This window comes from Marinobacter flavimaris, assembly GCF_045057155.1.
GTDB lineage: Bacteria > Pseudomonadota > Gammaproteobacteria > Pseudomonadales > Oleiphilaceae > Marinobacter > Marinobacter manganoxydans.
In genome coordinates, this window is sequence record NZ_CP171359.1 from 1,506,506 (window position 1) to 1,519,320 (window position 12,815).

The window sequence follows — 12,815 nt, forward strand, 5'->3', positions numbered from 1 at the left end:
TATTGCCGGGAGGATACCCGGCGGCCGGCGCTTGCTACCTGTCAGACCCGATTATAACGGATCAGGACAGATTTTTAAGGAGGTCTTGCGCCTCTGCTTTCTGGTCTTCGTTTCCTTCAAGGGAGACTTCTTCCAGGATGTCGCGAGCTCCGTCGGTGTCACCCATCTCGATGTAGGCCCGCGCCAGATCCAGTTTGGTAGCGGCCTCATCGGTTCCGGCCAGGAAGTCGAAATCGTCCTCGTCACCGAGTTCGCTTTCATCGATGTCCGCAACCTGCGATTTGCGCGACTCATCGGAAACCTCATCAGACGCGACCGGGAGATCAAGATCACTTTCAGGTGTCTCCGAGTCTTCGAGCTCATCGGTTACACCCAGTTGCTCGAGATCCTCGGCATCTTCAACCGTCTGTTCAGGATCCGCCTCCTCTGCATCGCCCTCACCGAGTGTGTCCTCAAGACCAAGCTCTTCATCGAATGACGCCTCTTCGCTCTCCTCGGGGTTGGCTGAATCGGCAGAATCGGAAAACTCTTCCATCAGGGCCAGGTCTTCATCGGAGACGTCCAGTTCCAGGTCATCCAGCGAAGATTCTTCCATCTCACTGCCACCAAGCTCGTCTTCTTCACCGGCTACCTTGTCCAGTTCAGCATCGAGCTCATCCAGGAATGACTCGTCCAGCGAATCAATATCCGATTCGCCGTCAGTATCAGCACTCTGCTCAGTGCCTTCCTCGGCTGTGGTTTTAGGCCTTTCGTCTGACAGCTCCTCCGTCAGGTCTCCTTCGTCCAGGTCACCCTCTTCCAGATCAAGGCTCAGGTCGTCATCAGAATCGTCGAGCGTCTGCTCTGTACCGGTTGGCTTGTCAGAGTCCGCTTCGAATTCCGAAGACAGATCCCAGTCTGTGGACTCCTCAAGCTCGGAGGTGTCTTCGGTCGAAGGCTTTTGTTCATCCGATTCCATCTCCAGACCCGAGAGATCGTATTCGATCATGTCGTCCCGGCTTTCCTCTTTGCTCTCTTCAGACGCGTCTTCCTTGCTGGCCTCGGATTCGTCAAGCTCATCAAGCTCGAAATCAGACAGGTCAGTCTCTGAAAGGTCCGAATCAAAGTCGCCAAACTCGTTCTCGGCCGGCTCTTCTTTCTCAGCATCGAACTGATCGGCGAGAAGTTCTTCAGATTCAGGCTTGTCCTGCTTCTCAATGGACTCATCACCGGTTTCGTCAGAATCATAGGATGTGGCAAACGAATCGGAACGTAACTGAGACTCAAGGTCATCGATGCTGGGCATCGACTCCGCCTCTTCCAGCCGTGCGCGCAGCTGGTTCGCGGTGGTCAGCGCTTCTTCATCGTCCAGAGCCTCGACCTCTCCGAATTGTTTTTCGAAAGAGTCGCGATCCTGGGTATCTGCGTAGACACCGAGCAGCTTCAAGCGCAGATCGGTGCGACTGGGCTCACGGGAAATTGCGGTTTCCAGAGCTTGGGCAGCCCGATCATGCTGGCCATAGGCAATGTAAGAGTCAGCCTCGGCCAGGGCGTCGCCAGCCGCAGATTGCTGATCCTCTTCATCCAGGCTCAGATCGAAGGAATCCGTTTCTTCGTCGGTTTCATTGTTCAGTTGTTCGTAAAACGCCTTTTCCCGGTTTGCATTGCGGCGGGCAAGCAGCAGGAGAAGCAACAGCAGAACGATCAGACCGCCACCAAGGGCAATCTGATACATCGGATTACCAGTTATGGCATCAATAACGTTACCGGGGAAACCTTTATCGGCAGCCGGAGCCTGTTGAGCAGGCTTGGGCGCAGGCTCTGCAGATTGCTCTGTTTGTGTCGGGGCTGGCTCCGCCGCCTCAGTTGCTTCAACCGCATCATCGGTAGCCGCAACCGCGGGCTCATCCGCTCCAGACATTTCAGCCTGTTCTGATGCGTCACCGGCATCGGCACCCATCTGATCATCGGTTGCCTGATCGGAACCGGCCATTTCGTCAGTTTCACCGACCATAGCCTCGGACTCGGCCATGTCGCCTGATTCACCCGCAGCTTCCGCATCCCCAGTTTCACCGTCCATCATGTCCGAATCGACGGGTGCCGTATCACCTTCAACGGCTTCGTCCATGGCGACAGATTCCGCTGCTCCGTCATCGGCAGCCGGACTTTCAACGGGAGCGGTCTGGTCTGCCGTTTCATCACCAGCAGTCTGCTGCATTTCAGCAAGCTGGGTATTCTTGAGCTCAAGCAGGCGCTGCAGAGTCTGCACCTGGTCCTGAAGGTCCTCAACACGACTGTTCAGCTCATCGTTCTCCCGGCGAGCGCTTTCGAGCTCTTCCATCGCGACCGCTGTGCCGGCATCAACGCCGCCCGGCAGTTCGCTGTCACCGCCCGCGGAGCCACTTTCGCCGGCCTCACTGCCGGCGTCCTCGGACACCACGAGTTTGAGTTCATCACCTCCGGCGCCAGCCTGCTGTTGGGGCGCGGACGCTGCCTGCTGCTCGGCGGTTGCATCGACTGTGCGCTGGGGAGTCTGGAATTCCTGATTCTGCTGGGCAACCACGCGAGTAGCTTCAGCGCGAGTTCGACTCTGGATCTGGTCCAAAGACGGGACACGCAGCACTTCACCGCGCTTCAGTCGATTGATGTTATTGCCAATGAATGCGTTCGGGTTCAGGTCCTGGATTGCTAGCATGACCTGCTGCATAGAGACACTGTTGTCTGGACGCACTTGAGACGCGATGGTCCACAATGTGTCAGAAGCTCCGGTGGGCCCGAATGTATCAGCCTGATATCCGGAACCCAGCGACCGCTCGGCCTGAGCCTGGCGACGAACTGATTCGGCACTGCGAGTGGTCGTCGGCTGGCTGGTTGTCTGGGACGTGGAGACTGTTGGAGTGCTGACCTGTTCCTGCACGCCGGACTCTTCCGCGTATACAGGTGGATCCACCAGAACGGCGTATTCCCGCATTAACCGGCCGTTTGGCCAGGTCAACTCAAGCAGGAAGTTGAGGTACGGTTCCCTCAGAGGTTCACGGGAGGACACATTGACAATGAGACTGCCATCATTGCCGGTGACCACCTGGAACCTGAGCTTACTGAGAAACTGGTTGCGATCCAGCCCCACCCGCTCATATGCCTGTTCCGAGGCAATATTGACGAACACGTCCGCTGGATTGACGCCACGGCTTTGGGGCAGAACAATCTCTGCGTCCAGTGGCTCGTTCAGATAGGACTGAAGTTCTATTTCACCCAGCCCCAGGGCCTGTGCGACGCCGGATCCGAGCCCTCCCGCCAGAGCCAGGGCAACCGCAAGCTTGCGTACCTTCATGCTTTTTCCTTTCCAGTCTCCGTTATTCGTTACTGCTCTTTTTCAAACAGAATCGGACGAGGTTGGATGACTTTCGTCTTGATAATTCTCGTTATTATGTGTTCTTTTTAATTTTCAGTCCGGCAAGTATTGTTGATAAAACCTCTTTTATCAATCAATCAGCCGCAATCCTTGTACCATTTTTTTATCAATCACGCGGAACTACCTAGCGCTCTTGAAAATAACAGGGGCGGAGGCTGAAATCAGCCTCCGCCCCCTCACCGGTTTATCGAAACCGGACACAGTTGGCATTTATTGCCTCTGTGTAACAATTTTTAACGCTCCTGAAGGATCCGGAGCATACGGCGCAGCGGCTCAGCGGCACCCCACAGGAGCTGATCACCCACCGTAAACGCGGAAATGTATTCCGGCCCCATGGTCAGCTTGCGGATACGGCCGACAGGAACGCTCAAGGTACCGGTCACCTTCGCTGGAGTAAGTTCCTCAATGGTTGCATCACGATCATTGGGAATCACTTTCACCCAGTCATTCGCTTTCGCAAGGATCGACTCGATTTCAGAAACCGGGAGATCCTTCTTCAGCTTGATAGTCAGCGCCTGACTGTGGGAGCGCATTGCGCCAATCCGCACACAGATACCGTCGATGGGAATCGGGTTATCGGAGCGCCCGAGAATTTTGTTGGTCTCGACCCCCGCCTTCCACTCTTCCTTGCTCATGCCGTTGTCGAGCTGCTTGTCGATGAACGGGATAAGACTGCCGGCCAGGGGCACCTGGAAGTGCTCGGTCGGGAAGCCGTCCGAACGCATGGTTTCGGTTACCTTGCGGTCAATCTCCAGAATCGCGGAGGAAGGATCATCCAGCTCAGACTTGACGCTCTTGTTGAGCTCGCCCATCTGGTTCAACAGCTCGCGCATGTTCTGAGCGCCAGAACCGGAAGCCGCCTGATAAGTCATGGGCGACACCCACTCGATCAGATCCTGTTCAAGCAGGCCACCCAAAGCCAGCATCATAAGGCTCACGGTGCAGTTACCACCGATGTAGTCCTTGACGCCTTTCTCAAGCGCAGCATCAATCACGTTTCGGTTGACCGGATCCAGAACAATCACCGAGTGGTCGACCATCCGCAGGGTGGAGGCTGCATCAATCCAGTAACCTTCCCAGCCCGCGTCACGGAGCTTCTGATAAACCGCGCCGGTGTAGTCGCCACCCTGACAGGTCACGATGACATCCATGGTTTTCAGAATCTCGACGTCAAACGCGTCCTGCAGAGGAGGAACGTCGTCTTTTCCCACGTCCGGCGCAGGCTTGCCAGCCTGGGATGTGGTGAAAAACACCGGTTCGATATCGGCGAAATCGTTTTCTTCACGCATGCGTTGCATGAGGACCGAGCCCACCATGCCACGCCAACCTACAAGTCCAACTCGCTTCATGTGCGATCTTCAGACCTCGTTTTATGCCCGCCCCATGCCTTTATCGCTGGCAGGGACAGGATGGGTGATCCCGCGGCAACTGCATCGCGTTGCCGTCGGGTCTCAAATACGCCTGTCAGGGCCTGGCCTCTTTACAGCGCAGCCAGAACCGCCTCCCCCATTTCCCGGGTGGACACTTTCTTTGCGCCCTCAGACATGATGTCCGCTGTTCGCAGACCCTGATCCAGGACCTTGCTGACCGCCGCTTCAATGGCTTCAGCAGCTTTTTCCTCATTCAGACTGTACCGCAGCATCATGGCAGCACTGAGGATGGTGGCCAGCGGATTGGCAATGCCCTGCCCGGCAATATCCGGCGCAGACCCGTGGCAGGGCTCATACATGCCCTGCTTTTCGGAGTTCAGCGACGCCGATGGCAACATGCCGATCGAGCCGGTGAGCATAGCCGCTTCGTCCGAAAGAATATCACCAAACATGTTGCCAGTCACAATCACGTCAAACTGCTTGGGTGCACGGACCAGCTGCATGGCGGCATTGTCCACGTACATATGAGACAGCTCCACGTCCGGATATTCCCGGCGGAGATCGTTCATGATTTCCCGCCATAGAACAGTCACTTCCAGCACGTTGGCCTTGTCCACGGAGCACAGCTTTTTGCCCCGCTGCTGCGCGGCCTCAAAAGCCACCCGCCCGATACGACGAATTTCCGATTCTGTGTAGGCGTAGGTGTTGTAACCCTGGCGCTCTCCGCTCTCCAGTTCGCGCACACCGCGCGGCTGACCAAAATAGATGCCACCAGTCAGTTCACGGACAATCATGATATCCAGCCCGGAAACAACTTCCGGCTTCAGAGAAGAGGCGGAGGCCAGTTGAGGATAAAGGATTGCCGGGCGCAGGTTGGCGAACAGCTCCAGGTTAGAGCGCAAACCCAGCAGCCCCTTCTCCGGGCGCTTGGCCATCGGCAGACTGTCCCACTGAGGACCGCCCACGGCACCCAGAAGGATCGCGTCGGCTCTGGTGGCCTTTTCGAGGGTTTCATCCGGCAGCGGTGTGTCGATTTCATCAATCGCCGCACCGCCCACGAGGCCGGACTCGAAATTCAGGCCAAGATTGAACTGATCATTGATCTTGTTGAGCACTTTTTCCGCTTCAGCGACAATTTCCGGACCGATACCGTCGCCGGGAAGCATCAGGATAGTTCTGGGCATGTTTTTTCCTTGTTCCATTCCTTTAGGTCGAATTAGCGCCAGCGTAATCCGACAGCCTATTCAACCCCCGGCACCAAACAGCCAGGGCGCAGTTTTACGGCGGCTTTCTTCGTAAGACCGGATCAGCTCAGCGTCTTCCAGCGTCACGCCAATATCATCGAGCCCGTTCAGCAGGCAATGACGACGGAAATCATCTACCTCAAAGGTAAAGGTTTCGCCGGATGGGGTAGTTACAGTCCTGGCTTCCAGGTCGACTGCCAACTGATAGCCTTCACTCTGCTCCACTTCCCGGAATAAACGATCGACAATTTCCTCAGGAAGAACAATAGGTAAAAGCCCATTCTTAAAGCAGTTATTGTAGAAAATGTCGGCAAAGCTCGGAGCAATAATCACCCGGAATCCGAAATCCTCCAGAGCCCAGGGTGCGTGCTCACGGCTTGAACCACAGCCAAAGTTACGTCGCGCCAACAATACACTGGCGTTCTTGTAGCGGTCCTGATTCAGGACAAAATCCGGATTAATCGGACGGGTGGAACAATCCTGATCCGGTTTGCCTTCATCCATATACCGCAACTCATCAAACAGGTTTGGGCCGAAACCCGTGCGCTTGATGGACTTCAGAAACTGCTTGGGAATGATCATGTCCGTATCCACGTTGGAACGGTCCATGGGGGCGACAACGCCCTGGTGTTGCTTCAATGCGCGCATGGTTCTCTCCTGTGGATCAGTTCATCAGCTCGCGGACATCAACGAAATGACCGGTTACGGCGGCAGCAGCAGCCATGGCCGGGCTCACCAGATGGGTACGCCCGCCAAAGCCCTGACGGCCTTCGAAGTTCCGGTTTGACGTGGAAGCACAATGCTCCCCCTGCCCCAGCTTGTCGGCGTTCATGGCCAGACACATCGAACAGCCCGGGTCGCGCCACTCAAGACCGGCTTCGATAAAGATCTTGTCCAGACCTTCCTGCTCCGCCTGGGCTTTCACCAGACCGGAACCGGGAACCACCATGGCCTGCTTCAGAATCGGCGACACCTTCCGCCCTTTCACCACGGCCGCGGCCTCGCGCAGATCCTCAATCCGGCTGTTGGTACAGGAGCCAATGAACACACGATCCAGCTTGATATCGGTAATCGCCATATTGGGCTGCAAACCCATGTACTTGAGAGCGCGAACAATGCCTTCACGCTTGATCGGATCGGCTTCCTGTTCCGGATCGGGCACCTTGCCATCAATTCCGGCCACCATTTCAGGCGACGTACCCCAGCTCACCTGCGGCTGGATTTCCGAGCCTTCGAGCTCAACAACCTTGTCGAAGACTGCATCGCTATCGCTATGCAAGGTGCGCCAGTATTCAACTGCAGCATCCCACTGCTCGCCCTTGGGCCCAAACGGACGATTGCGAACGTATTCGATGGTGGTGTCATCAACCGCTACCATACCAACCCGCGCACCGGCTTCGATGGACATGTTGCAGATGGTCATCCGCCCTTCCATGCTCAGGCCCTGGATGGCTTCGCCCCCAAACTCAATGGCGTGCCCGGTACCACCGGCAGTCCCGATCTTGCCAATGATGGCCAGCACAACATCCTTGCCGGTAACGCCCGGCCCCAGCTTGCCATTGACCTTCACCAGCATGTTTTTCATTTTCTGCTGCACCAGGCACTGGGTAGCCAGCACATGCTCAACTTCACTGGTGCCAATACCATGAGCCAGGCAACCGAAAGCACCGTGGGTAGATGTATGGGAATCCCCACAAACAATACTCATGCCCGGCAACGTTGCGCCCTGCTCGGGCCCGATAACGTGCACGATGCCCTGGCGTTGATCCTTGATCTTGAACTCTAGAATCCCGAACTCGTCGCAGTTCTTGTCCAGTGTTTCCACCTGGATCCGGGAAACCGGGTCAACAATACCTTCGACACCACGATCACGATCCGTGGTAGGCACGTTGTGGTCCGGCGTCGCAATGTTGGCATCAATCCGCCACGGCTTCCGCCCCGCCAGACGCAGGCCTTCAAATGCCTGGGGTGATGTCACTTCGTGCAGTAACTGACGATCGATATAAATCAACGCGGAGCCGTCGTCGCGCTGTTTGACGAGATGATCGTCCCACAATTTGTCGTATAAGGTTTTGCCCGCCATGGTTCTCTCTCACTCTCTGGGGGTTTTTGGTTCTGACGTTTGATAACGGTATCTTACCGCCTGCGACCGGATAACCTCAATTCATGTTTTTTATCTATCGCATGCCTTATGGTAATACTTTAAGATTCTGAGAAGGTCGCATGAAGGGATAAGCCTCCCAAAACACGCCCGTAAATACATCCATGTAGGGCTCGGTCGCGCCATCCCTGGCGCTCCACGGTTTTGGGAGGCTCATCCCTCCATACTCCCCATGCGCTGCGGATATTGGCCACACTCTGGGGAGCGGGTTGGAGCAGCGTTTTCAAAACCGTAGAGGGCCAGGGATGGCCCGATTCGAGCCCACATGGACGTGCTTGTCGGCGTGTTTTGAAAACGCTGTTCCAACTCGGGACCTTCGGCCAAATTGAAAATCAGGAACGAATGCATGGATTCAAACGCATTAAAAGCTTTTCTGACCATTGTCGATCAGGGCTCCTTCTCAGAAGCCGCGGAAATCCTGCACCTGACACAGCCGGCCATCTCGAAACGCCTGGCCGCCTTGGAAAACCAGCTTGGCACCAGCCTGATCGATCGTAGCCACCGCCAGATTCGTCTGACCGATGCCGGCAGTCGTTTGCTTCCCCATGCACGTCGGATCCTCGATGAAATTCACAACGCCCGGGTGGCGTTGTCGCCGGACTCTGGACAAGTCCAGGGCGAGCTGCAAATCATCGCCAGCCATCACATCGGTCTGCATCATTTGCCAAATTGGCTACGACGGTTCAAACGGGAATACCCTCAGGTGTCCATCAACCTGCAGTTCATGGAATCCGATGCCGCCTACGAGCAGATGCGTAAACGTAATGCGGAGCTGGCATTCGTGACGCTGAGTGACAGCATGGAACCGAGCTTTCATGTGTTTGCCCAATGGCCGGACCAGATGGTGTTTGTGGTGGGCGCCGAGCACCCCCTGGCGTCACTCGAAAATCCGAGGCTTACAGACCTAGCAGACCACCCGGCACTATTGCCCGACACCAGCACCGCAACCTATCGGGTTGTGAGCCGGTTGTTTCTGGAGGCGAATCTGCACCTGAACCCGCAAATGCCAACCAACTACCTGGAAACCATCAAGATGATGACCAGTGTGGGCCTGGGCTGGAGTGTGCTGCCCCTGCGCATGATTGACGACAGCCTTAGGGTACTGGATGTGGGCAAGCCAGTTTCTCGTGTCCTCGGGGGGATCGGGTTATCCGGGCGGCAGCTCAGCAACGCGGCCAAAGCGTTACTCACCATCGTGCAGGAAGAGGAAAGCGCCTGAGGTTTAACCCTCGCCATGGGCTGGCGGCGGCCGAAGGCCTCGCCAGGTGATCACGATTGCGACGGCCATGGCGGCCGCACCACCCCAGAAAGCCGCCGAGGTACTGAACCCATCCACCAGGAACCCCGACAACCAGGCCCCAAGCGCACCGCCAGCACCGAAGGTGAGGCCGCTGTAGAGGGCCTGCCCCTGCCCGTGATGGTGCTTGCCAAAAAAGCCCTGGATGTACTGGACAGAGATTGCATGCAGCGCACCGTAAGATGCTGCATGCAGCAGCTGGGCGAACAGCAGGACGAGGACAACATCCGTCAGCTCCGCGATCAGTACCCATCGAATCATGGTGAGCGTAAGCGCGCCGATCGCAATCTGGCGAACCGTGAAATTGCGCGTTAACCGGTGCATCACCAGAAACAGTGCGATCTCCGCAAAAACACCCAGCGACCACAGCAAACCAATCGACAGCTTGCCGTACCCGTGCTGCTCCAGATGGATACTGAAGAACGTGTAGTAAGCTCCGTGCGAAACCTGCAGCAGGAAATTCATCAGAAAAAACGTCACCACTGCCGGGTGCGTGACGATGGCCTTTAAACTGCCTTTCGGAGCCGGCGCCTTTCGCTCACCCCGCTCCGCAGGCACCAGAAATGCGGATACGGCAATGCCCGCAAACACCGGAAGCAACAACCACGGGAGATTCTGAATCGGCACCAGTTCCAGCAAACCGCCGACCAGCGCAACCGCTCCGATGAACCCCACCGAACCCCAGAGCCGAACCCGCCCGTATTTCTCTTTCTGCTCGCCCAGGGTTCGAAGCGTGATCACCTCATACAGCGGCAAGATCGCATTCCAGAAAAACGTGAACGCCAGCATGACCAGCAGCAGGCCATAGAACCCCGGCTCCATGAACACACCGGCAAAAAACAGCGAACCGGTAATGGCACCGAACCGCACCAAACGCACACGCTGGCCGGTTCTGTCCCCTAGCCAGCCCCAGACGCTGGGAGCAACGATTTTGGTGAGCTGAATGGTCGCCATGAGCGTGGCGATCTGGAGGTAGGAAAAGCCCTGGCCCTCAAGGTAGAGGGACCAATACGGCAAGAGCCCGCCAAGGAGGGCGAAGAACCAGAAATAGAGGTTAGAGAGGCGCCAGTAGATAGAAATACCCCGCAAGTCCGGCTGTTTTGGCGGGACTCACTGCCCAAAAATGTGGAGCGCCAAGGATGGCGCGACCAAGCCCTACAGGGAAGTATTCACGGGCTTTTTTTGGGCAGTGAGTGCCGCCGAAGCAGCTTCACCAAGCCTGACAAACAAAATCAGAGCTGCCCAATCACCGGCGTAGAAACAGAAACATCCGCATTCTGCCCACGATGCCGCAGGTAATGGTCCATCAACACAATGGCCATCATCGCCTCCGCAATCGGCGTCGCCCGGATACCGACACATGGATCGTGCCGCCCGGTGGTAATAACTTCACAGGGATCGCCGTTCACATCAATACTGCGACCCGACAAGCGCAAACTCGACGTGGGCTTCAATGCGATACTGGCCACGATCGGTTGCCCTGAGGAAATACCTCCAAGCACACCACCGGCATTATTCGAAAGGAACCCTTCCGGCGTCATCTCGTCACGATGCTCGGTGCCCTTCTGGTCGACGCAGTCAAAACCGGCGCCAATCTCGACGCCCTTCACCGCATTGATGCTCATCAGTGCATGAGCCAGATCCGCATCCAGGCGGTCAAAGATCGGCTCGCCGAGACCCGGTGGCACGCCTTCGGCAACCACGTTGATCCGGGCACCGATAGAATCACCCTCCTTGCGCAGGGCATCCATATAAGCTTCCATTTCGGGAACCTTGTCCGCATCCGGGCAGAAGAACGGGTTCTGGTGAACCTGATCCCAATCCAGTTTCTCGGCCTTGATGGGCCCCAGTTGCGACAGATAGCCGCGAATCCTGATACCCAGGCGCTGTTCTAGGAACTTTCTCGCAACAGCACCCGCAGCAACCCGCATGGCGGTCTCACGGGCAGACGAACGACCACCGCCGCGATAGTCGCGAACACCATACTTGTGCATGTAGGTGTAATCAGCGTGAGCCGGCCGAAACTGTTCGGAGATCTTTGAGTAATCCTTGGACCGCTGATCGGTGTTTTCAATCAGCAGGCCAATCGGCGTTCCGGTGGTCTTACCCTCGAAAACGCCTGAGAGGATTCTCACCTCGTCGGCTTCACGACGCTGGGTTGTGTGCCGGGATGTGCCTGGCTTTCGGCGATCCAGGTCCCGCTGCATGTCCGCTTCCGAAAGCTCAAGTCCCGGAGGGCAGCCATCAATGATGCACCCCAGCGCAGGCCCGTGGCTCTCGCCGAATGAGGTAACCGTAAACAGTTTTCCGAAAGAGTTTCCCGACATAATTCAGTATCTTGTTCAGCTTTTATGAGAATTCAGTTTAACTGGAAGCCTGCCACTGACGCAGGTCCGGCTCGGTGATCAGAAAGACGCCATCGCCCCCATTCTCGAACTCCAGCCAGGTTAGTGGCAGATCCGGATACGCCTCATCCATTGCAACCCAGCTGTTACCGACTTCCACGACCAGTAGTCCACCAGGAGTAAGATGTTCGGCCGCTTTGGCAATGATTCTGTGAGCGATGTCGAGCCCGTCTTTACCGGCGGCAAGGCCCAGCTCAGGTTCGTGGCGGTACTCATCCGGCATGCTGGAGAGATCGTCTGCATCCACATAGGGCGGGTTGCTAACGATGACGTCGTAGCGACCTTCAATATTGTCAAAGACATCGGATTGTACGGTACGGACCCGCTCGCGGACTCCGTGCAGGTCGATATTGGATTCAGCCACTTCAAGTGCATCCGGAGAAATGTCCGACAGATCGACTTCCGCCTCGCCGAAAACAGATGCCGCACCAATGCCAATGCACCCGCTCCCGGTGCAAAGATCAAGGATGCGTTCCACCGGCTTGTCTCCGAGCCACGGCTGAAAGCCATTCTCGATCAGTTCACCAATGGGGGAACGCGGCACCAACACCCGTTCGTCAACATGAAAGGGCATGCCCATAAACCAGGCTTCACCGAGCAGATACGCCAGAGGTACGCGCTCTTCCACGCGCCGGGCGATTCTTTCCAGTACCAGCTCCCGCTCTTCCCGCGTTAGACGGGCATCCAGGAACAGAGTGTTGTTTTCAAGGGGAAGGTGCAGGCTACGCATAACCAGCTGAACGGCTTCATCCCAGACATTGTCCGTGCCATGCCCGAAAAACAGCGGCGAAGCAGCAAACCGAGAGGAGGCGTAGCGGAGGTAATCCCGAACGCTGTGAAGGTCGTCAATAGGGCTGGTCACTAACGTACATCCTGTCCAAGAGCGTGTTAGCGCGGGATTATACGCTGTTTACCCGCTCGACTGCAGCCCGCCCCCGCCAACAAAT

Annotated in this window: 9 protein-coding genes; 1 reads left to right on the forward strand and 8 read right to left on the reverse strand. The window is 56.6% G+C overall.

From position 1 onward, the window contains the following. Window positions 1-61: 61 nt before the first annotated feature. The 5 genes from ACGK9W_RS06995 to leuC all read right to left on the reverse strand — a co-directional run bounded on the left by ACGK9W_RS06995 (window position 62) and on the right by leuC (window position 8,088). On the reverse strand, window positions 62-3,310 hold the full coding sequence (locus tag ACGK9W_RS06995; RefSeq protein ID WP_405419900.1) for a FimV/HubP family polar landmark protein: 3,249 nt from the start codon (window positions 3,308-3,310) through the stop codon (window positions 62-64). 314 nt (window positions 3,311-3,624) lie between these two features. Then, window positions 3,625-4,740: an aspartate-semialdehyde dehydrogenase gene (gene asd, locus ACGK9W_RS07000; RefSeq protein WP_041645233.1), complete on the reverse strand. Its 1,116-nt coding sequence runs from the start codon at window positions 4,738-4,740 to the stop codon at window positions 3,625-3,627. A gap of 131 nt (window positions 4,741-4,871) precedes the next feature. Further along, window positions 4,872-5,945: a 3-isopropylmalate dehydrogenase gene (gene leuB / locus ACGK9W_RS07005; RefSeq protein ID WP_405419903.1), complete on the reverse strand. Its 1,074-nt coding sequence runs from the start codon at window positions 5,943-5,945 to the stop codon at window positions 4,872-4,874. A gap of 60 nt (window positions 5,946-6,005) precedes the next feature. Further along, entirely contained in the window at window positions 6,006-6,653 is a 648-nt protein-coding gene (gene leuD / locus ACGK9W_RS07010) for a 3-isopropylmalate dehydratase small subunit (protein ID WP_014577190.1), read from the reverse strand. Between the two features lie 16 nt (window positions 6,654-6,669). Continuing rightward, entirely contained in the window at window positions 6,670-8,088 is a 1,419-nt protein-coding gene (leuC, locus tag ACGK9W_RS07015) for a 3-isopropylmalate dehydratase large subunit (protein WP_053115373.1), read from the reverse strand. Between the two features lie 424 nt (window positions 8,089-8,512). On the opposite strand from leuC, the gene ACGK9W_RS07020 reads away from it, so the two are divergent. After that, on the forward strand, window positions 8,513-9,385 hold the full coding sequence (locus ACGK9W_RS07020) for a LysR family transcriptional regulator (protein ID WP_008171762.1): 873 nt from the start codon (window positions 8,513-8,515) through the stop codon (window positions 9,383-9,385). A gap of 3 nt (window positions 9,386-9,388) precedes the next feature. Here the strand turns inward: ACGK9W_RS07020 and ACGK9W_RS07025 are convergent, their stop codons facing one another. The 3 genes from ACGK9W_RS07025 to prmB all read right to left on the reverse strand — a co-directional run bounded on the left by ACGK9W_RS07025 (window position 9,389) and on the right by prmB (window position 12,730). Then, window positions 9,389-10,552 carry an MFS transporter gene (locus ACGK9W_RS07025; RefSeq protein WP_008171764.1) on the reverse strand — a complete coding sequence of 388 codons (1,164 nt, stop codon included), beginning with the start codon at window positions 10,550-10,552 and terminating at the stop codon, window positions 9,389-9,391. Window positions 10,553-10,695: 143 nt separating this feature from the next. Continuing rightward, window positions 10,696-11,790, reverse strand: coding sequence for a chorismate synthase (gene aroC, locus ACGK9W_RS07030; RefSeq protein WP_008171766.1), 1,095 nt, complete (start codon window positions 11,788-11,790; stop codon window positions 10,696-10,698). A 37-nt stretch (window positions 11,791-11,827) separates the two neighbouring features. Beyond that, entirely contained in the window at window positions 11,828-12,730 is a 903-nt protein-coding gene (gene prmB, locus ACGK9W_RS07035) for a 50S ribosomal protein L3 N(5)-glutamine methyltransferase (RefSeq protein ID WP_053115374.1), read from the reverse strand. Window positions 12,731-12,815 lie beyond the last annotated feature (85 nt).